This is a genomic window from Streptomyces sp. SCSIO 75703 (assembly GCF_036607905.1).
Taxonomy (GTDB): Bacteria; Actinomycetota; Actinomycetes; order Streptomycetales; family Streptomycetaceae; genus Streptomyces.
In genome coordinates this window covers 2708544-2730028 of record NZ_CP144555.1, presented here as the reverse complement: position 1 = coordinate 2730028, position 21485 = coordinate 2708544, and the positions used below count along the sequence as shown (strand labels likewise).

Annotated in this window: 13 protein-coding genes; 7 read left to right on the top strand and 6 right to left on the bottom strand. The window is 75.3% G+C overall.

Annotation, left to right across the window (positions count from 1 at the left end; all coding sequences use genetic code 11):
• Positions 1-1170 carry an NlpC/P60 family protein gene (locus VM636_RS11745; RefSeq protein ID WP_338484332.1) on the bottom strand — a complete coding sequence of 390 codons (1170 nt, stop codon included), beginning with the start codon at positions 1168-1170 and terminating at the stop codon, positions 1-3.
• Between the two features lie 463 nt (positions 1171-1633).
• Here VM636_RS11745 and pcrA point away from each other — a divergent pair, with 463 nt between their 5' ends.
• Positions 1634-4114, top strand: a complete 2481-nt coding sequence (gene pcrA / locus VM636_RS11740) for a DNA helicase PcrA (RefSeq protein ID WP_030423155.1) — start codon at positions 1634-1636, stop codon at positions 4112-4114.
• Positions 4115-4250: 136 nt separating this feature from the next.
• Here pcrA and VM636_RS11735 read toward each other — a convergent pair whose 3' ends face one another.
• Positions 4251-5918: a M23 family metallopeptidase gene (locus VM636_RS11735; RefSeq protein ID WP_338484331.1), complete on the bottom strand. Its 1668-nt coding sequence runs from the start codon at positions 5916-5918 to the stop codon at positions 4251-4253.
• A 438-nt stretch (positions 5919-6356) separates the two neighbouring features.
• The gene (locus VM636_RS11730) at positions 6357-7289 is read right to left on the bottom strand and encodes an alpha/beta fold hydrolase (protein WP_338484330.1); all 933 of its coding nucleotides are present in this window, start codon (positions 7287-7289) and stop codon (positions 6357-6359) included.
• 502 nt (positions 7290-7791) lie between these two features.
• Here VM636_RS11730 and VM636_RS11725 point away from each other — a divergent pair.
• The gene (locus VM636_RS11725; RefSeq protein ID WP_030423158.1) at positions 7792-8211 is read left to right on the top strand and encodes a cobalamin B12-binding domain-containing protein; all 420 of its coding nucleotides are present in this window, start codon (positions 7792-7794) and stop codon (positions 8209-8211) included.
• Between the two features lie 578 nt (positions 8212-8789).
• On the opposite strand, the gene VM636_RS11720 is transcribed toward VM636_RS11725, so the two are convergent.
• Complete coding sequence (locus VM636_RS11720; protein WP_338484329.1) at positions 8790-10475, bottom strand: DUF5691 domain-containing protein; 1686 nt, start codon at positions 10473-10475, stop codon at positions 8790-8792.
• Positions 10476-10591: 116 nt separating this feature from the next.
• Positions 10592-11947 (bottom strand): hypothetical protein, encoded by a 1356-nt coding sequence (locus VM636_RS11715; RefSeq protein ID WP_037859887.1) that lies wholly within the window; start codon positions 11945-11947, stop codon positions 10592-10594.
• 133 nt (positions 11948-12080) lie between these two features.
• On the opposite strand from VM636_RS11715, the gene VM636_RS11710 reads away from it, so the two are divergent.
• The 5 genes from VM636_RS11710 to sucD all read left to right on the top strand — a co-directional run bounded on the left by VM636_RS11710 (position 12081) and on the right by sucD (position 19679).
• On the top strand, positions 12081-13220 hold the full coding sequence (locus VM636_RS11710) for an AAA family ATPase (RefSeq protein WP_030423161.1): 1140 nt from the start codon (positions 12081-12083) through the stop codon (positions 13218-13220).
• A gap of 153 nt (positions 13221-13373) precedes the next feature.
• A complete protein-coding gene (locus VM636_RS11705) occupies positions 13374-16007 on the top strand; it encodes a DUF5682 family protein (protein WP_338484328.1) in 2634 nt (877 codons plus the stop codon).
• Positions 16008-16105: 98 nt separating this feature from the next.
• Positions 16106-17251, top strand: a complete 1146-nt coding sequence (locus tag VM636_RS11700; RefSeq protein WP_338486357.1) for a VWA domain-containing protein — start codon at positions 16106-16108, stop codon at positions 17249-17251.
• Between the two features lie 333 nt (positions 17252-17584).
• Positions 17585-18766, top strand: coding sequence for an ADP-forming succinate--CoA ligase subunit beta (gene sucC / locus VM636_RS11695; protein ID WP_053913222.1), 1182 nt, complete (start codon positions 17585-17587; stop codon positions 18764-18766).
• 28 nt (positions 18767-18794) lie between these two features.
• Positions 18795-19679: a succinate--CoA ligase subunit alpha gene (gene sucD, locus VM636_RS11690; protein ID WP_338484327.1), complete on the top strand. Its 885-nt coding sequence runs from the start codon at positions 18795-18797 to the stop codon at positions 19677-19679.
• Positions 19680-19917: 238 nt separating this feature from the next.
• Here the strand turns inward: sucD and VM636_RS11685 are convergent, their stop codons facing one another.
• Entirely contained in the window at positions 19918-21426 is a 1509-nt protein-coding gene (locus VM636_RS11685; RefSeq protein WP_338484326.1) for a helix-turn-helix domain-containing protein, read from the bottom strand.
• Positions 21427-21485: the final 59 nt, after the last annotated feature.

Genomic DNA, 21485 nt, shown 5'->3' with positions numbered 1-21485 from the left:
TCAGGCCGGTCGCACCACGCTGTGGATCGACGACTCGCCGTCGTAGAAGACCGACTCCTCGCGGACGTACGTGCCCGGCTTCGGGGCGTGGATCATCATGCCGTTGCCGATGTAGAGGCCGACGTGGCCGAGGTCCTCGTAGAAGAAGACCAGGTCGCCGGGGCGGGCCTCGGAGAGGGGGACCGTGGTGCCGGCGCCGACCTGGTCGTAGGTGGTGCGCGGCAGCGAGACGCCGGCGGCCTTCCAGGCGGCCTGCGTCAGCCCGGAGCAGTCGTAGGAACCGGGGCCGGTGGCGCCCCAGACGTAGGGCTTGCCCATCTGCGCGCGGGCGTAGGCGAGCGCCTTGGCGGCCTTGGCGTCGTACGAGGTGTCCGGGGCGGGGGCCTGCCCGGTGCCGGTGTCCGGCGCCGGGGCCGCCGGGGTGGGCGCGGGGGCGGGCCCGGGGGTCTGCCGTGCCCGTTCGGCGGCCTGCCGCCGGGCCAGTTCGGCGGCCTCGCGGGCCGCCCGCTCCTGCTTTTGCCGCTCGATCTCGGCGAGCCGGGCCTTCTCCTCGGCGGTGAGCGTGGAGAGCAGTTCGCGGGCGGTGGCCAGCTTCTTCTGCACGGTGGCCTTGGCGGTCCTCAGGTCCCGCTGGGATGCGGTGAGCGCCTCCAGGTGCTCCGCGGCCTCCCGGCGCTTCTCCATCGTCTCCGCCTGCCGGGTGACGAAGTCGTCGACCGCGCCCTTCTGGCGGCTGGTGAGCCGTTCCATCACCTGGGCGCGGTCGAGGTACTGCTCGGGGGAGTCGGCCAGCAGGAAGGTGGCGATGTCCGGGGCCGCGGCACCGGTGCGGTACTGGGCGGAGGCGTAGGCGCCCAGCTCCTCACGGGCGTCGTTGAGCCGCTGGGTGCTTCGCGCCACGTCGTCCAGGAGGGCGTCGACCCGCTTGCGCTGCTTGGCCGTCTTCTCCTGGGCCGCGTTGTACTTCTCGGTCGCCGAACCGGCCTGGCGGTACAGGTCGCCGACCTTCCGCTCGACCTCCTCCAGGCTCGGCCTGCCGTCCGGCGAGGGGGAGGCGCCGGCCGTCTGGGAGAGCAGGGCGACCGAGGTGAGGGCGGCGGTGGCGAGGGCGGGGGTCCGCAGACCCGCCGCGCGGGGGCCGGGGGCACGCGACGTGCGGTGCGACGCCAAGGGAGACGACTCCTTCCCGTGTCCGCCTGCCCGGGGGCGGGGGGGCGCTCCCGGGGCGGCCGGGCTCCGGGGGAGGGGCCGCGGTCGGTGCGGGAGGGCCGGCCACGGCCCGGTGCCCGGGTGCGGGCGGCCGGTGGCCGGTGCGCTGCCCGGGTGCGGGCGGCCGGTCCGGTCCCGGCCGGGTCCCCGGCGCCGGGCGCCGCGGGGGCACGCCGGACTCGGCGGAGGCCGCGCGGACCGGCGACGTTCGCCGGAGGGGGTCGTGCGGCCTGCCCGCACCGTAGCCAACGCGTGTGGCCCGTGTGAAGGTTGGCGGGTGATATGCCCGATACGTTTTCGTGACCTTCCCGTGCCCGTCACTCCTCGTGTTCGGGCTGGTCGCGGGGCGTGCGCGTCGCCGGGCCCGGGACGATTCCCGGGGCGGGGACCGCTTGTCGGTGGGGCGCCCTAGACTCGTAGAGCGATGAGCAGCCTCTTTGACGAACACTTCCTGGCGAGCCTCCAGACCTCCCGCGGTCACGAGGAGGAGCCACCGCCGCCGCCCGAGGACGAGCACGCGCCGGAGCCGGTGCCGCACGATCTGTTCGGCGGGCAGTTCGACGCGCCGCCGGACCGCGACACGCACTACCGGGACGGGGCGCCGCGCCCCGCCCTGGACCCCGCCGCGCTCCTCGACGGGCTCAACGAGAACCAGCGCGCCGCCGTCGTCCACTCCGGCTCCCCCCTGCTCATCGTGGCCGGAGCCGGCTCCGGCAAGACCCGGGTGCTCACCCACCGCGTCGCCCACCTGCTCTCCGCGCGCGGCGTCCACCCCGGCCAGATCCTCGCGATCACCTTCACCAACAAGGCCGCGGGCGAGATGAAGGAGCGCGTGGAGCAACTCGTCGGCCCGCGCGCCCACGCGATGTGGGTGATGACCTTCCACAGCGCCTGCGTGCGCATCCTGCGCCGGGAGTCCAAGCGGCTCGGCTTCACCTCGTCCTTCTCGATCTACGACGCGGCCGACTCCAAGCGCCTGATGGCCCTGGTCTGCCGCGACCTCGACCTGGACCCCAAGCGCTTCCCGCCCAAGTCCTTCAGCGCCAAGGTCAGCAACCTCAAGAACGAGCTGATCGACGAGGAGGACTTCGCCGCCCAGGCGGCCGACGGTTTCGAGAAGACGCTCGCCCAGGCGTACGCGCTGTACCAGTCGCGGCTGCGCGAGGCCAACGCCCTCGACTTCGACGACCTGATCATGACGACGGTCCACCTGCTGCGCGCCTTCCCGGACGTCTCCGAGCACTACCGCCGCCGCTTCCGGCACGTCCTCGTCGACGAGTACCAGGACACCAACCACGCCCAGTACGCCCTCGTCCGCGAGCTGGTCGGCAGCGCGTCGGAGCACCCGGTCGACGTGCCGCCGGAGGCCGAGGTCCCGCCGGCCGAGCTGTGCGTGGTGGGCGACGCCGACCAGTCGATCTACGCCTTCCGCGGCGCCAACATCCGCAACATCCTCCAGTTCGAGGAGGACTACCCGGACGCGACGACCATCCTGCTGGAGCAGAACTACCGCTCCACGCAGACCATCCTCAGCGCCGCCAACGCGGTCATCGAACGCAACGAGTCCCGCCGCCCGAAGAACCTGTGGACCAACCAGGGCGCCGGCTCGCAGATCACCGGGTACGTCGCCGACACCGAGCACGACGAGGCCCAGTTCGTCGCCGACGAGATCGACCGGCTCACCGACGCGGGCGAGGCGAAGGCAGGCGACGTCGCCGTCTTCTACCGCACCAACGCCCAGTCCCGCGTCTTCGAAGAGGTCTTCATCCGCGTCGGCCTGCCCTACAAGGTCGTCGGCGGTGTCCGCTTCTACGAGCGCAAGGAGGTCCGCGACGTCCTGGCCTACCTGCGGGTGCTCGCCAACCCCGAGGACTCGGTGCCGCTGCGCCGCATCCTCAACGTCCCCAAGCGCGGCATCGGCGACCGCGCCGAAGCCATGATCGACGCGCTCGCCCAGCGGGAGCGGATCAGCTTCCCGCAGGCGCTGCGCCGGGTCGACGAGGCGTACGGCATGGCCGCCCGCTCGGCCAACGCCGTCAAGCGGTTCAACACCCTCATGGAGGACCTGCGCACCATCGTCGAGTCCGGTGCCGGACCGGCGACGGTGCTGGAGGCCATACTCGAACGCACCGGGTACCTGGCCGAGCTACAGGCGTCCAGCGACCCGCAGGACGAGACCCGCATCGAGAACCTCCAGGAACTCGCCGCCGTCGCCCTGGAGTTCGAGCAGGAGCGGGCCGAGAGCGAGGACGGCGGCACCCTGGCCGACTTCCTCGAACAGGTCGCCCTGGTCGCCGACTCCGACCAGATCCCGGACGAGGAGGAGGGCGACGGCGTCGTCACCCTCATGACCCTGCACACGGCCAAGGGCCTGGAGTTCCCGGTCGTCTTCCTCACCGGCATGGAGGACGGCGTCTTCCCGCACATGCGCGCCCTCGGCCAGACCAAGGAACTGGAGGAGGAGCGCCGCCTGGCCTACGTGGGCATCACCCGCGCCCGCGAGCGGCTGTACCTCACCCGGTCGACGCTGCGCAGCGCCTGGGGCCAGCCCTCGTACAACCCGCCCTCGCGGTTCCTGGAGGAGATCCCGGCCCCGCACCTGGAGTGGAAGCGGACCGGTGGCGCCGGGCAGGCCGCGGGTCCGGTCTCGGCGGTGGCCGCCTCGCTGTCCTCCTCGCGCTCCCGGTCCTCGGCGTCGGGCGCGTCCGGGTTCGCCACCCGGCGCACGGCCGAGAAGCCGACGGTCTCGCTCGCGGTCGGCGACCGCGTCACCCACGACCAGTTCGGGCTGGGCACGGTGGTCGGGGTCAAGGGCACCGGGGCGAACGCGGAGGCGACGGTCGACTTCGGCGACACCAAGCCGAAGCGGCTGCTGCTGCGGTACGCGCCGGTGGAGAAGCTGTGAGGCCGCGCGCCGGCTGAGCACGGGGCGGAGGGGAGTGGCCGGGTCCCGCGGTGGAACGGGACCCGGACCGGCGGGCCGGCCCACGCGTTACCGCCCACCTGGGGCATGCCGACGCCGCGTGGTGAAGGGGCCCGGCTCAGGAGGGGTTGAGGCCGTGGCTGCGCAGCCAGGTCAGCGGGTCGATCGCCGAGCCGCCGCCGGGCCGCACCTCGAAGTGCAGGTGGGGGCCGGTCGAGTTGCCGGAGCTGCCGGAGAAGGCGATCGGCTCACCGGCCTTGACGACGGTGCCCGAGGGGACCTGATAGCTGGAGAGGTGGCAGTACCACGTCTCCGTACCGTCCTTCGCGGTGACGATCGCCATGTTCCCGTACGCGCTGTTGTACTGGGTGCGGACCGTGCCGTCGGTCGCCGCCATCACCGTCGTGCCGTAGGTGACGGGGAAGTCGATGCCGGTGTGCCGGGACATCCAGTTGACGCCCGCCTGGCCGTAGAAGGCGCTGAGGCCGTGCTGCGCCACCGGGAGCGCGAACTTGGGGCGCAGCCGTTCCTTGCGCGCCGCCTCCTCCGCCGCCCGCTTCTTCTCGGCGGCCTGCTCGGCCTTGAGGTCGATGCGTTCCTGGGTGCGGCTGGCCCGGTCGGCGAAGTCCGTGGCGCCCGCGGCGACGTTGGCGAGCTGGGTGTTGAGCTTGTTGTTGGCGGTGGACGGGGCCACGGGGGCCGCCTTGGTGTCGGCCGCCTGTGCCGAGGTGTCCTTGTCCTCGCCGGAGAGCCCGCCGACGGAGGCCGCGGCGATACCGGCCACGCTCATCACGCAGGCCGAGGGCACGGCGATGGTCAGCAGCGCCGAACGCCGGGCGGGCTGGCGGCGGCGGGAGCGCGGGGCGCCGCCGCGGGCGGCGGGGACGCTCGGGGTGATGTCCTCCTGGCCGTCCAGGAGGGGGTCCACGGCGGGGAGTTCGCCGGTGGCGGCCAGGTCGTCCTCGTGCGGGCGGTCCGCGTCGTGCGGGTGGACGTCGTCCTCGGCGTGGGGCGCGGCGGCGGGCGCGGGGCCGTCGGCGGGTTCCGCCGGGCCGCCCGTGTTCCACTGCGTGGCGTCGTAGGCACCGGAGTCGTACGCTCCGGCCGCGAACGCGCCCGTCCCGAAGCCCGGTGCCTCGAAGTCCTGCGCGCCGAAGTCCTGCGCGCCGAAGGGCTGCCCGCCGGTCTGGCGGTCGCCGAAGGACTGCGCCTCGAAGGACTGGGTGTCGAGGGACTGGGTGTCGAGGTGTTGTCCGTCGAAGGTCTGCGTCGCCGGGTGCCGCGTCTCGAAGGTGCCCGTGTCGAAGGTCTGGGCGTTCCAGTCCCACTGCTGGGTCCGGTCGGCCGGTTCGCCCGACGGGTCGGGCTGCTGCCAGGCGCCCGTGTCCCACTGGCCGCTCGCGTCGGCGCCCTCCTGGTGGGCGGGCTGCCGGTAACCGGCGGTCCAGGCGGTCGCGTCGTAGGAACCGCTGTCGTAGACCGCCTGTTGCTGGGCGGCGTACGGGTCGTAGGACTGCGGGGCGCCGGACGTCCAGGGGGTGGCGTCGTAGTTCCCCGAGGTCGCGTAACCGCCGGTCCCCGCGTCGGGCATGCTGCCGAAGAGGGGGTCCGCGGCGTACGTCCCCGTGGGGGCCCCGGTCGCATAACCGGTGGCGTCGTAGTCGCCGTACGTGGTGAGGTCGCCGTACTGGGCTTCCCCGGTGCCGTAGGACGCGTACTGCGCCGGATCGGCGTCGGAAGCCGGGGCCGGGGTGGTCATGGTCCCCGACGGGTGACGGTCGTTCACCAACTTCTCTTTCGCCTCGACAACAGGGCTGCCAGAGCAGTGCGGCGACTGTACCCGGCGGTATGGCGGCGGGACAATCTTCTGCAGGTTTCACGCCTGAAGGAAACGGGCAATCGGCCGTGATTTGGGGGACGGCGGGCGCGACTTTGGCATTGTGTTCGATGCGCGTTCGACTTTCGCCGGGTGGTGTTCGGCTCCGAAGCGGAATCCGCGCGGACTCCGGCGCGGCCCCGGGGGGCGGTTTCCGGCCCGGGGCCGGGACCTCGGGTGGTTTCCGGTGCGGGGCTCCGGGGCTACGGGTGTTTCCGGCGCGGGGCGCGAGGCGGTCTGCCGGGCGGGTGTCCGCGGGGTGGTTTCCGCGGGGCGCGGGGCGCGGGGCGGGCGGTGGGCGGCCGGCGCCGGGGCGGGCAGGCGGCGGACGGGCCGCGCGACCGGTGCTCAGGCGACGGTCAGGCCGTCCGCGGTGCCGCCGGACGCCGGGCCCGTGAGCGGTCCGGGCGTGTCGAGGACCTGGCGTATCCGGGTGGCGACCGCCGGGTGGACCGGCAGGGCGAGATGGCCGATGCCGCTGACCCGCACGTTATGCGCCGCCAGGTCCGGATGGTCGAGGCAGGCCGCCTCCATCGGGTCGATCACGTGGTCCAGGTCGCTCCAGAAGCTGACGAACCGGGTCCGGCAGCCGGGCGCCGGCTGGGCCAGTTCCTCCAGGAGGTCCGAGCCGGGGCGCATCTGCCGCACGATCGGGTGCGCGTCGGCCAGCGGGACGACCCGGGTCCCCGCGTGCGGGGTGCCGAGGGTGACGAGGACCCGCACGCGCCGGTCACCGCCGAGGCGCTGTGCGTAGTAGCGGGCGATCAGCCCGCCGAGGCTGTGGCCGACGATGTCGACCCGTTCGCTGCCGGTCCGCCGGCAGATCTCCTCGACGTGCCGGTCGAGCAGCGCGGCGGCGACCCGGACGTCGCAGGTCAGCGGGGAGAAGTTCACCGACTCGACCCGGTGCCGGCCCTGCTGGGCCAGGGCGCGGCGCAGCAGCAGGAAGACGGAGCGGTTGTCGAAGAAGCCGTGCAGCAGCACGACCGGCGGGCCCGGTGAGACCGGCAGCCGGGGCGCGGGCGGGGCGAGGAGGGCGTCCGGCGGGTTCGCCGTCGGGACCGGCGGGGCGGGCCGGCGCTCCTGGACGATGCCGGAGGGGTACAGGAGGACGTGCCCGGCGAGCACCGCGACCTCCAGGGCGGTGGCCTTCAGGAGGGTCAGGGAGATGCCCGTCAGTCGTCCCGGCAGGGCCGTGAGGTCCGTGAGCAGGGCCGGAAAGGGCTCGGGGAGACGCCGGTAGAGCGGCAGGAGGGGCTGTGCCGCCGTCGTGACCTTCATGGACGACCTCCTGTCGGCGTGCGCGAAGACGCCTCGGTTTCCCGTGTGCCCGTGTGGAGAGCGGTGACACCAGTGACCGATGAGGGGGTGAGCTGTGTGGGTGAGCCGGGCGAGGTGAGCCGTATGGGGTGAGCTGGAAGTGAGGTGCGGTGAGGTGCGGTGAGGTGCGGTGTACGAAGTGTGCTCCGAGGGGTGGGCGGGTCGCCGCCGGTGGGGAGCCGTGGGGGTGCGGGCGGGTCCCGTCGTGCCCGGTGTGAGCGGGGCGTGGTCACCTTGTCCCACCGTGTGATTTCCCCCTCTGTGGGGACCGCGAAACGGCCGCTTGCGGGATCCTGGGGATAACGTTCGTTCACTTCCCCCGGGCGGGTGGTACCGCGTGGTGCGGGGGTCCGCGCGTTGCGGGCGGCGTGCCGCCCCGGGGCGGTGCTCCCGTGCACGGGCGCGGGCGAGATGTGCGGTACTTGTCGGTACGGATGGATGTAATCGCTTCATGGAGGCAGTGATGGGTGTGGCAGCCGGTCCGATCCGCGTGGTGGTGGCCAAGCCGGGGCTCGACGGTCACGACCGCGGGGCCAAGGTGATCGCGCGGGCGCTGCGCGACGCCGGTATGGAGGTCATCTACACCGGGCTCCACCAGACGCCCGAGCAGATCGTGGACACCGCGATCCAGGAGGACGCCGACGCGATCGGGCTCTCCATCCTCTCCGGCGCTCACAACACGCTCTTCGCCGCCGTGATCGACCTGCTGCGGGAGCGCGACGCGGCCGACATCCTCGTCTTCGGCGGCGGGATCATCCCGGAGGCGGACATCGCCCCGCTGAAGGAGAAGGGCGTCGCGGAGATCTTCACCCCGGGCGCGACGACGGCCTCCATCGTGGACTGGGTCCGCGCGGCGGTCCGCGAACCGGCCCAGCGGGCCTGACCCCACCGGGCCGCTCGCGGCGGGGCCGGCTGGCTGCGGCGGGGCCGCCGTGGGCACCGGCGGGGTGAGGCCCGGCCTGCGGGGCGCCCGCCGGGCGAGGTGGCCCGGCGAGGCGAACCGGGCGTGGGCCGGCGCGGGTCGGCCGGCCCGGACCGGGCGCGGCCCGGACCCGCCGCCGTCGCACGGCCGGCCGTGCGCCCGCGCTCACCGTGCCGACTGGGGCTGCCCGCGCCTGCCGTGTCGTCCGGGCCGTTCGCGCCTGCCGTGGTGACCGGCTCGACCTGCGCCTGCCGTGTCGTTCGGGGCCGTCGCGCTTGCCGTGGCGGCAGGCTCGACCCGCGCCCGCCGTGCGGTGCCGGTGCGGGGCCCGCAGTCCCGGTCTCGCAGTCCCGGTCCCGGTCCCGGTGCGGGCCGGCGTCTCAGCCGGGCGGTGCGGGGCCCGCGTCCGGCCGCCGTATCCCCTCCGCCGTACCGTCCTTTTCCGTACCGTGCTTCGCCGTACCGCCGTCGGCGTTCGTCCCCCTGCGTACCGCCCGCCGCGGCAACTCCCCGCCGCTCCTCCGCCCCCGCGTCCGGCGTCAGGCCGCAGGTGGCGGCGGGGCGGTGTCGTCCAGTTCCGTGGTCATCGCGGCCCGTAGGCGCAGGGTCGTGACCAGGCGCCGGAACGCCTCCGCCCAGTACCCCGCCGCCCCCGGCGAGGCGTCCTCCCGTTCGTCGGGCAGGGCCAGCAGGGCGTCGAGCCGGACCGCCTCCTCGGGGTCGAGGCACCGTTCGGCCAGGCCCATCACGCCGCTGAAACTCCACGGATAGCTCCCGGCGTCCCGCGCGATGTCCAGCGCGTCGACCACCGACCGGCCCAGCACCGGGGCCCACGGCACCGCGGACACGGCGAGCAACTGGAACGCCTCCGACAGCCCGTGCGCCGCGATGAACCCGGCGACCCACGCGGCGCGCTCCGGCGCCCCCATCGTGCCGAGCAGCCGCGACCGCTCGGCCAGCGACACCGCCCCCGGGCCGCCCGCCCCCGGCGCGGTGGGCGCACCCAGCAGCGCCGCCGCCCACGCGGCGTCCCGCTGACGCACCGCCGCCCGGCACCAGGCGGCGTGCAGGTCGTCGCGCCAGTCGTCCGTCACCGGCAGGGCGACGATCTCCGCCGGGGTGCGGCCCCCGAGCCGCGCGGACCAGAGCGCGAGCGGCGCCGCCTCCACCACCTGGCCCAGCCACCAGGACCGTGCGCCACGCCCGGCGGGCGCGCGGGCGACGACGCCGTCGCGTGCCATCCCGGCGTCGCAGACGTGCGGCGCCTCCACGGTGATCGTCGCCGGGTCCCGGACGAGGTCCAGCGAGACGCAGGCCAGGGCCCGCCGCCCCATCCGCGCGGCCAGCGCCGACCCGGGCAGCGTCGACAGCAGCTCCGCCGCCGCCGCTCGCACCGCACGTCCCCGGTCGGACAGCGCCGCTTCGAGGAAGGGCTCGTCGGCCGTGCCCAGCCCCGTGCGCAGCGAGTCGAGGAACATCAGGCGGTCCTCGGCGCGCTCCGTCGCCCAGGTCGAGGCGAGCAGGTCCCGGGCGGCGTCCGGGTCGGCGGCGCGCAGCGAACCCAGCAGCGCCACGCGCTCCGCGAACAGCCCCTCCCGCCACAGCCGTGCCACCGCCTCGGGGCCGCCGCGCGCGGGGCCGCCGCCCGCGCCCGGCGCCGCGCGCAGGGCGAACCGCCAGTCCGGGTTCAGCCGGGCCAGCCACAGGGCGCGTGGCCCGGCGAAGGCCAGCACCGCCGCCCGCAGGTCGGTACGGGCACGGGCCGCGTCCAGCAGGGCGGGCAGCACGGCGGCCGGCGCGGCGTACCCGTGGGCGTTGGCCGTGGCCAGCCACTGCGGCAGCAGTTCCATCAGGTCGGGCGCGGCGCCCCGGCGCCCGCCGGCGGCCAGGCCGGGCCGGTCGGCGAGCAGTGTCGTCAGCCGGCGGGCGGCGGCCTCCGGCAGCGGCGGGCGGGGGTCCTCCGGCGCCGGTGCCGGACGGCGGGCGGCACGGGCCGGGGCCAGCCCGGCCCGACGGCGGACGGTCGCCACGGCCGCCGCGTCGAGCAGCGCGGCCGGCGCGTCGCGGCCCGCCGCCCGGCCGGCCGCGTGACCCGGTGGCGTACGCCGGTCGGTGCCGAGCAGGGCCGCGGCGACGAGGTCGTCCCAGCCGTCCGGCCCGCCCGCCTCCCCGGCGGGCCAGCCGTCCGGCCCGCCCGCCTCCCCGGCGGTGGTGGTCGCGCTCATGCCGCTCCTTTCACAGTCCGGCTGTGCAATGGCAGGGATGGGGGAGAGTACGGACGGGGTGGGGGTGCGGCAGGGAGGGGGGAGTACGGCCGGGAAGGGGACGCGGGCGGGGCGCGTCAGCACAGGGGCACCACCGGGCCCGGCCCGTCCGGCCAGACGGCGAGCGGGGTGAAGCCCCGGTGCCCGCACTCCCCGAAGACCCGGACCGGCCGCCCGCCCGACAAGGCCGCCAGCCGCCACAGCCCCGGCCGGTCGCGGGCCCGCGCGGTCAGCGGCAGCGCCGTGTCCTCGACCGCGTCCGCCACCTGCCACGTTTCACCGTCGGGCTGTGGAACGACCGCCGCCAGTGTCACCGGGACCGACTCCCGCCACGGATCGGCCCGCAGCGCCTCCCCGTACCGGGCGGCGGCCCGGGTGACCGTCACCCCCGGCGGACGCGTCGGGTCCGGGACGGGCGGCGCGAACCGCTCGCCCAGCGCGACGCGCGGCCCGCCCGCACCGGAGTACGCCGACACCTCCGCGTCCAGTGCCAGCCCCACCGGCAGCTCGGGCTCCGGGGCGCGTCCGGCGGCGCCGTAGGAGAGGAGCAGCGCGGTGCGCCGTGACGCGGTGCCGTACAGCCAGGTGCGGCGGGTTGTCAGACGGGCGTCGGCCGTGTCGTACCGGGCGAGGACCAGCCAGCGGTCCCTGAGCGGCGGTCCGTCCGGCGACGCGGTCAGCCCGACGCGGGTGCGGACCACCGCCGACAGCTCCCCGGGCAGCCGCTCGCGGCCGAGCCAGCCCCGGCCGAGCAGGTGCAGCAGCGCGCACTCCTCCAGCAGCCGCCCGGGCCAGTCCGGGCCCGAACCCGGTATCGCGCCCAGCTCCCGCACCCGCGCGGCCAGCCCGGGGGCCTGGGCGTCGACCATGCGGGCCGCCGTCTCCTCCCACAGCCCGTACCCGGACCGGCGGGCGCCCGCGAGGCCGCCCCGCAGCAGGTCCGCCAGCCGCCGCTCCAGCTCCGCCGCGCCGCCGTCGATCCGTGCGGCCCGGCGCTCCGCCCGCCGCCGCGCCGCCGCCGGAGCGGCCACCCGGGGCCCGGAACCGGCGGCTCCCCCCGCCCGCTCCCCCCGCGCGATCCCCCGCCGCTCCGCCCGCCACCGCTCCGCCCACCGCGGCGCCTCCCCTCTCGGCACCGCGCCGCCGGCCCCGGCCCAGAGGAGCAGCAGGCCGAGGGCGTGCCCGCACGGCGGCTCCGGACTCGGGCACGCGCACAGGTACGCCGGTCCGGCGGCCCCCGTCAGATCCACCGCCGTGCGGTACGCCGTGCCGTCCGGTCCCTCGCACCGCCCCCACACCACCCCCTCGTCGCTCCACCCCGTCCCCGACCACGGACCGGCCACACCGAGCCTGCTCCCCGCCGCGCGTGACGCCGTGTCGGGTGCCAGTGCCAGCACCTGGCCGGCCGTCCAGCGCACCCCCAGCACAGTCATGTCCCCGAAGGTACGGCCACCCACCGACAATCCACCCCGAGCGGGCGTTCGCGCAGGTCAGAGCGATTGTCAGTGGGGTGGTGCACGGTAGGTGCCACACGACCGAACCGGCCGAGCTGGAGGGGGACTGGCCATGTCCGTGTCCGTGAAACCGATGCCCGCCGACACGATCCACGAGGGCGCCGCACCCGGCGCCGAGGTGCTGCGGCCACACGCCGAGGACGCCTTCGCCGGCGAACTCGCCGCACTGGCGGCGCGGGACGACCGTCCGCGCCCGCCGCGCTGGAAGCTGTCGCCCTGGGCGGTGGCGACGTACCTGCTCGGCGGCACCCTGTCCGACGGCACGGTGATCAGCCCGAAGTACGTGGGCCCGCGCCGCATCGTCGAGGTCGCCGTCACCACGCTCGCCACCGACCGCGCCCTGCTCCTGCTCGGCGTGCCCGGCACGGCGAAGACCTGGGTCTCCGAGCACCTGGCCGCCGCGGTCAGCGGGGACTCGACCCTGCTCGTGCAGGGCACCGCCGGCACCCCGGAGGAGGCCATCCGCTACGGCTGGGACTACGCCCGGCTGCTCGCCCACGGCCCGAGCCGGGACGCGCTCGTGCCGAGCCCGGTCCTGCGGGCCATGGCGGAGGGGCGGATCGCCCGGGTGGAGGAGCTGACCCGCATCCCGGCGGACGTGCAGGACGCCCTGATCACCGTCCTGTCGGAGAAGACGCTGCCCATACCGGAGCTGGGCGAGGAGGTGCAGGCGGTCCGGGGGTTCACCCTCATCGCCACGGCCAACGACCGCGACCGCGGGGTCAACGACCTCTCCAGCGCCCTGCGCCGCCGCTTCAACACGGTGGTGCTGCCGTTGCCGGAGAGCGCCGAGGCGGAGGTCGCCATCGTCGCCCGCCGGGTCGACCAGATCGGGCGCGCGCTCGACCTGCCGGCCGCGACCGACGGGCTCGCGGAGATCCGCCGGGTCGTCACCGTCTTCCGCGAACTGCGCGACGGGGCGACCTCCGACGGCCGGACGCGGCTGAAGTCGCCCAGCGGCACGCTCTCCACGGCCGAGGCGATCTCCGTCGTGACCGGCGGCCTCGCGCTGGCCGCCCACTTCGGCGACGGGGTGCTGCGGGCCGGGGACATCGCCGCGGGCCTGCTCGGCGCCGTCGTCCGCGACCCGGCCGCCGACGGTGTCGTCTTCCGGGAGTACCTGGAGACGGTGGTCCGCGAGCGCGACGACTGGCAGGACTTCTACCGCGCCTGCCGCGAGGTGACGGGATGACGGGGGCGGGGACGCGGGGGCGGACGGCGGCGCGCGCCGCAGGCGGACACCAGGGTGGTGCCGGGGGCGACGACTCGTCATGGGCCCGGCACCGGGCGGCGGTCCGGGGCCACGGCACGGCTCGGAGGGGGTGACGGAGTGGAGGAGGGGCTCGTGCTCCTGGGGGTACGGCACCACGGGCCGGGGTCGGCGCGGGCGGTCCGGGCGGCGCTGGAGGCCGCCCGGCCGGGGGTGGTGCTGATCGAGGGGCCGCCCGAGGCCGACGCGGTCGTCCCGTTCGCCGCCGACCCGGAGATGCGCCCGCCCGTCGCCCTCCTCGCGCACGCCGTGGACGCGCCGGGGCGCTCGGCTTTCTGGCCGCTGGCCGCGTTCTCTCCGGAGTGGGTCGCGCTGCGCTGGGCGCTGGAGCACGGCGTGCCCGCCCGGTTCATCGACCTCCCGGCCGCGCACACGCTGGCCCGGACCGGCCCGGACTCCCCGCCCGCCCGGACCGATCCGCTCGCCGCGCTCGCCCGGGCCGCCGGGTACGAGGACGCCGAGGGCTGGTGGGAGGACACGGTCGAACACCGCGGTGAGGTGGAGGGAGGGGACGCCCTGGCCTCCTTCACGGCGCTGGAGGAGGCGATGACGGCCGTGCGCGAGACGGAGACGGACACGGAGCGGAGAGCCGGGACGACGAGGGGGGACGGGGGAGAGACGCGGGGAGACGACGGAGACGAGGGAGACGAGGGAGACGAGGGAGACGGAAGAAAGGGAAGAGAGGGAAGAGAGGGAAGGCAGGGCGGTGACCGGGCGGCCGGGGGCCCCGGGCCGGGGGACGGGGACCTCGTGCGTGAGGCGTACATGCGGCTCCGCATACGGGCCGCGCGGCGCGAGTCCGGCGACGCGGTGGCCGTCGTGTGCGGCGCCTGGCACGTCCCCGCGCTGCGCCGAAGGGTCACCGTCGCCGCCGACCGGGCCCTGCTCAGGGGGCTGCCCCGCACCAAGGTCGAGGTGACCTGGGTCCCGTGGACCCACCGCCGGCTGTCCCGGGCCGGCGGTTACGGGGCGGGCATCGACGCGCCGGGCTGGTACGGACACCTGTTCAGCGCCCCGGACCGCCCGGTGGAACGCTGGCTGACCCGGGTCGCCGGACTGCTGCGCGCGGAGGACCGGCCGGTCTCGCCGGGGCACGTCATCGAGGCCGTGCGGCTCGCCGGGGCCCTGGCCGCGCTGCGCGGCCGGCCGCTGCCCGGACTGGGCGAGACGACGGACGCCGTCCGGGCCGTGATGTGCGAGGGCTCCGACGTGCCGCTCGCCCTCATACGGGACCGGCTCGTGGTGGGCGACGTGCTGGGGCGGGTCCCGGAGGGCGCGCCCGCGGTGCCCCTGCAGCGGGACCTGGCCCGGTCGCAGCGCCGGTTGCGGCTGGCCCCGGAGGCGCGGGACCGGGAGCTGGACCTCGACCTGCGCAAGGAGACCGACGCCGGGCGGAGCCGGCTGCTGCACCGGCTGCGGCTGCTCGGGGTCGGCTGGGGCGAACCGGCCGAGGCCCGGGGCGCCACGGGCACCTTCCGCGAGGGCTGGCGGCTGCGGTGGGAGCCCGAGCTGTCGGTGCGCATCGCGGAGGCGGGCATCTGGGGCACCACCGTGCGGGCCGCCGCGACGGCCCGGGCCGAGGCGGACGCCGGCGCCGCGACCACGCTGGCGGAGGTCACCGCGCTGGCGGAGGTGTGCCTGCTCGCCGGGCTGGACGACGCGCTGGCGGAGGTGATGCGGGTGCTCGCCGACCGCGCGGCGCTCGACACCGACGTCGGCCACCTCGCGTGGGCCCTGCCCGCGCTGGTCCGTTCCCTGCGCTACGGCGACGTGCGCGGCACCGGCACCGCCGCGCTCACGGAGGTGGCCGCGGGGCTCGCCGAGCGGGTCTTCGTCGGCCTCCCGCCGGCCTGCGCGGGCCTGAACGCCGAGGCGACCGCCCGCATGCGCGACCACATCGACGCGGTCCACGCGGCGGTCTCCCTCCTCACCGACCCACCCCCCGCCGAGGGCACACCCGCACCGGTCGGCGCCATCACGCCGGACGGCGACCCCATGGGCCACCCCACCGGCCCCCCGACGGGCCCCCCGACCGGCCACCCTGCCCCCGTCACCCCCGTCACCCCGGTCACCTCTGGCACTCCTGGCATGCCTGCCGTCCCTGCCGCCCCCGCGATCCCCGACGGTCCTCTCGGCCTGCGGGGGCGTTGGTGGGCGGTACTGCAGGGGCTGGCCGCGCGGGAGGCGGTGGGCGGGGGGATCCGGGGACGGGCGGTGCGGCTGTTGCTGGACGGCGGGGAACTGGCGCCGGACGAGGCGGCGCGGCTCATGGGCCTCGCCCTCTCCCCGGGGACGCCCCCGGCGGAGGCGGCGGCCTGGGTCGAGGGCTTCGTCGGCGGGGGAGCGGACGGCGGACTGCTCCTCGTCCACGACGAGCGGCTGCTCGGGCTGGTCGACGCGTGGCTGACCGGCGTGCCGGAGCAGGCGTTCACGGACGTGCTGCCGTTGCTGCGGCGCACCTTCTCGGCGTACGAGCCGGGCGTGCGCCGCACACTCGGGGAGCTGGCCGGCCGCGGACCCGGGCGCGGCAGCGCGCCCGGTGCCCCCGCACCCGGCTTCGCCCCCGACCCCGACCCGCGCCGGGCGGACGCCGTGCTCCCCGTGGTCCGCCTGCTGCTGGGCCTGGACACGGCGACCACCGGCGGCGAGCCCGCACCCGCCCCGGACCCCCCGGCCGACGACGACGTACTCGTGGAGGCGACCACATGACCGAGCCGACCCCGGCCACGGCCGCGCACCCCACCGCGCCCGCCGCCACCCCCTCCACCCCCACCGCGCCCGCCGCCACCCCCTCCGCCACCGAGCGGATGCGGCGGTGGCGGCTGGTGCTCGGGGGAGGGGCCGGCGACGGCACCGGGCTGGTGCTCGGGGGACGGGACGCCGCGATGGACGGCGCGCTCACCGCGCTCTACGGGGCGGACGCGAAGGACGGGGACGGCACCAGGGCGGGCCGGGGCCGAGCGGCGGGGCTCGGGGCGTCGGCCCCGTCGGTGGCGCGGTGGCTCGGCGACATCCGCGGGTACTTCCCCGCCCCCGTCGTCCAGGTGATGCAGCGGGACGCCATCGACCGGCTCGACCTCGCCGCGCTGCTGCGGGAACCGGAGATGCTGGAGGCCGTCGAGGCCGACGTGCACCTGGTCGGCACCCTGCTCTCGCTGAACAAGGCGATGCCCGAGACCACCCGGCGCACCGCGCGGGCGGTGGTGCGCAAGGTCGTCGAGGAGCTGGAGCGGCGCCTCGCCCCCCGTACCCGCGCCGCGCTCACCGGCGCGCTCGACCGCGGCGCCCGCACCGGCCGGCCCCGCCACCACGCCATCGACTGGAACCGCACCGTCGCCGCCAACCTGCGGCACTACCTGCCCGAGCACCGCACCGTCGTCCCCGAGCGCCTGGTCGGGTACGCGCGGGCGGCGCGGTCGCTGCGCAAGGAGGTCGTGCTCTGCGTCGACCAGTCCGGGTCGATGGCGGCGTCCGTGGTGTACGCGTCGGTGTTCGGCGCGGTCCTGGCGTCGCTGCGGGCGCTCGAGACCCGGCTCGTCGTCTTCGACACGGAGGTCGTGGACCTCACCGAGCACCTGGACGACCCGGTCGACGTGCTCTTCGGCACCCGGCTGGGCGGCGGCACCGACATCAACCGGGCCCTCGCCTACTGCCAGTCGCGGATCACGCGGCCCGCCGAGACGGTCGTCGTCCTGGTCAGCGACCTGTACGAGGGAGGGATACGCGACGAGATGCTGCGGCGGGTGGCGGCGATGAAGGCGTCCGGCGTCGGTGTCGTGGTCCTGCCGGCCCTCTCCGACGAGGGGACGCCCGCCTACGACCGGGAGCACGCGGCGGCGCTCTCCGCGCTCGGCGTACCGGTCTTCGCGTGCACGCCGGACCGGTTCCCGGAGGTGATGGCGGCGGCCCTGGAGAAGCGCCCGCTGCCGGTGCCCGACCCGCGGGGCGGGTGACGCCCGGCCTACCCGTAGGTAACCCCGGTGGGGGGCCGTGCGTACCGCCTCACCTGCGCACCCTTCGCGCCGGGCCCGCACCGGCCGTCGCACCGGCCGCGCCCCGGCACGGCGTGCCAGATCGGGCGGCATCATGTGACAGGTATCACCGCTCAGGTGTGACCCGCGATTTAGAGACCCCACGCAACCGGCGATAGCCTGCGAGATGGACATGCCGCGCGCTCGGCCACCGTGTGCGCTCCCCTAGTGACACATTGCGGACGTCACGGTTGCCCGTCGCGGCACGCCCACGCATCCAAGGAACCGCGAGATCACTGATAGGGACGGAAGCGCGTGGACCTGTTCGAGTACCAGGCGAGGGACCTCTTCGCCAAGCACGATGTACCGGTGCTGGCCGGTGAAGTCATCGACACGCCTGAGGCGGCGCGCGAGATCACCGAGCGTCTGGGCGGCAAGTCCGTCGTCAAGGCTCAGGTGAAGGTCGGTGGCCGCGGGAAGGCCGGTGGCGTCAAGCTGGCGGCCACCCCGGACGAGGCCGTCGCGCGGGCGACGGACATCCTCGGCATGGACATCAAGGGCCACACGGTCCACAAGGTGATGATCGCCGAGACCGCTCCGGAGATCGTCGAGGAGTACTACGTCTCCTTCCTCCTCGACCGTGCCAACCGGACTTTCCTGTCCATCGCCTCCGTCGAGGGCGGGATGGACATCGAGGAGGTGGCCGCCACCCGTCCGGAGGCCGTCGCCAAGACGCCGGTCGACGCGATCGACGGTGTGACGCCGGCGAAGGCCCGTGAGATCGTCGAGGCCGCGAAGTTCCCGGCCGAGGTCGCGGACAAGGTCGCCGACGTCCTGGTCAGGCTGTGGGACACCTTCATCAAGGAGGATGCTCTCCTGGTCGAGGTCAACCCGCTGGCCAAGGTCGCTTCCGGGGAGGTCATCGCCCTGGACGGGAAGGTGTCGCTGGACGACAACGCGGAGTTCCGTCACCCGGACTTCGAGGCGCTGCACGACAAGGCGGCGGCGGATCCGCTGGAGGCGGCGGCCAAGGAGAAGAACCTCAACTACGTCAAGCTCGACGGTGAGGTCGGGATCATCGGCAATGGCGCGGGTCTGGTCATGTCGACCCTGGACGTGGTCGCGTACGCCGGTGAGAAGCACGGGAGTGTGAAGCCGGCGAACTTCCTGGACATCGGTGGCGGTGCGTCCGCGCAGGTGATGGCGGACGGTCTGGAGATCATCCTGGGTGACCCGGATGTGCGCTCGGTGTTCGTGAACGTCTTCGGTGGTATCACGGCGTGTGACGAGGTCGCCAACGGCATCGTGCAGGCGCTGAAGCTGCTGGAGGACCGGGGCGAGAAGGTCGAGAAGCCGCTGGTGGTCCGTCTGGACGGCAACAACGCGGAGCTGGGCCGGAAGATCCTCACGGATGCGGACCACCCGCTGGTCCAGCGTGTCGACACGATGGACGGGGCGGCCGACAAGGCCGCCGAGCTGGCCCACGCCGCCAAGTAAGCACTCAGGACGAGGACACCAACACACCATGGCTATCTGGCTCAACAAGGACAGCAAGGTCATCGTCCAGGGCATGACGGGCGCCACCGGTATGAAGCACACCAGGCTCATGCTCGGGGACGGCACCAGCGTCGTGGGCGGCGTGAACCCCCGCAAGGCGGGTCAGACCGTCGATTTCGAGGGCACCGAGGTGCCGGTTTTCGGCACGGTGAAGGAGGCGGTCGAGAAGACGGGTGCGAACGTCTCGGTCATCTTCGTGCCGGAGAAGTTCACGAAGGACGCGGTCGTCGAGGCGATCGACGCGGAGATTCCGCTCGCGGTCGTGATCACCGAGGGTATCGCCGTGCACGACTCGGCGGCGTTCTGGGCGTATGCGGGCAAGAAGGGCAACAAGACCCGCATCATCGGTCCGAACTGCCCGGGCATCATCACGCCGGGTCAGTCGAACGTGGGCATCATCCCGGGTGACATCACCAAGCCGGGCCGTATCGGTCTGGTGTCGAAGTCGGGCACGCTGACGTACCAGATGATGTACGAGCTGCGCGACATCGGCTTCTCGACGGCGGTCGGTATCGGTGGCGACCCGATCATCGGTACCACGCACATCGACGCGCTCGCCGCGTTCGAGGCCGACCCGGACACCGACCTGATCGTGATGATCGGTGAGATCGGTGGTGACGCCGAGGAGCGCGCGGCCGACTTCATCAAGGCCAACGTGACCAAGCCGGTCGTCGGTTACGTCGCCGGTTTCACCGCGCCCGAGGGCAAGACGATGGGCCACGCCGGCGCGATCGTCTCCGGTTCGTCCGGTACCGCCCAGGCGAAGAAGGAGGCCCTGGAGGCCGCCGGAGTCAAGGTCGGCAAGACCCCGACCGAGACCGCGAAGCTCGCCCGCGAGGTCCTCGCCGGCTGAGTCCGCACGCACCACGTCCGGTGGGCCCGCTCCCCTCGTGGGGGCGGGCCCACCGGCATGTCCGGCCCCTCGGGAAGCGGGACCGGGCACACGAGTGACCCGGCACGCGGGCGGACCGCCGGGGAAACGAGCGGCCGGCGGGAGCCGGCCCCGCGGGCGAGCCACCGGCAGGCGAGTCACCCGGCGGCGGGAGCCGCCCAGGGGGAAGCCGCCAGGCCCGGGGCCTGTCCGCCGGCCGTCAGCCGGGACGGGGGACGAGGCGTTCCGGACCGGCCGCGGCCTCGTCGCGCAGTTTCTGGCGCAGCGCCAGTTCCTCGTCCGACAGGGGGCCCGGCGCCACCTTCGGCGGCACCCCGCGCACCGTCTCGCCGGGAGAGACGGGCGGTTCGTAGTGCGTCGGGGCGGTGCGCAGCGCCAGGGCGGTGGTGCCGATGAGGGCGGCGGTGAAGGCGATGGCCGCCCGCGCCATGAAGCGGGCCCGGCGTTCGCTGCCGCGGCGCACGGCCGGGGGTTCGGCGGCCCGCAGCCGGGCGGTGGAGGCCAGTTCGGCCAGCCGGCGGTGGAGCGTGCCGGGTTCCGCGAGGTCGGGGAGCCGGTCGGCGACGGCCTCGCGGGCGTTCAGCAGCCGGTGGGCGGTGGCGGGCGTGCTGGCCTCGGTCTCCGCCGCCGTCTCGGGCAGCCCGACGCCGACGCCGTCGTGGAGGAGGAGCGTGCGGCGGTACGAGGGCGGCAGCCGCAACAGGGTGTCCAGCAGGGCGCGGTCGGCGGTGTCCGGGGGCGGGGGTTCCGGGCTGCGGTGGCGGCGGCGCCACAGGTTCCAGGGGGAGAGGGCGTACTCGTACGCCGCCGCCCGGACCCAGCCGGCCGGGTCACGGTCGCGGGCGACCTCGGGCCAGCGCTCCCAGGCGAGTTGGAAGGCCCGCTCGACCGACTCCCGGGCCAGCTCGCGGCGGCCGGTGAGCAGGTAGGTCTGGCGGACGAGGGCGGGGGCGGCGAAACCGTACAACAGGTCGAACGCCTGAGCGGGCGTCATACCGGGCGTCTCCTCGGCCTCCGGTGCGGCCTCCGGCGCGGGACGAGGTACGGCGACCGGTACGAGACCCGCCCCGGCCGGACGGGAGCCGGCCCCGGCCGCACCGCCCGCCCCGGCCGCCCGCCCGCTCGCCCCGCCCGACGCGCTGCCGCGCCCCCCGCCCGCCGCCACGGCGCCGACGGCGAGGACGACCGGGACGGAGACCGGCGCGCCCGTCCGCGCCGCGGCGGGTTCCGGCCCCGTGGCCGCACCCTCCGACGCGGCCCCGGTTCCGCCGCCGGGCACCGGCGCGGCCTCGGCACCAGCCTCCCCCTTCTCCGCGCCCGCCCCCTTCCCGGCGTTCCCGGCGTTCCCGGTGTGCTCGGTGTGCCCGGTGTGTTCGGTGTGATCGCTGTTCTCGGGGTGCTCCGTGCTCCGCGCGGCCTTCGTGCCGTCGGGGTCCGGCTGCTTCCGCTGCTTCCGTCCCTCCTCCCGCCGCTCCCGCGTCGGCCGCCTCTCCTCCCGCTCCGGCTCCTCCGCGAGGGTGCGGAGGAGCCGGGCGTACGCCTCCGCCCGCCGGCCGCGCGGGGTGGTGCGCCCGCTCTCCCAGGCGCGGACCGTGTCACGGGTGACGCCCACCCGCGCCGCGAGCTGAGCCTGCGTCAACGCGGCGGTCTCGCGCAGGCGTCGACGGGCCGTCGGGGGCGGTACCGGGGGTGTGGGGGGCCGGGTCACAGGGCACCCCTTCGTACGAAAAAGCACATAAGCACATATTGAGCGACACAGCGGGGCTT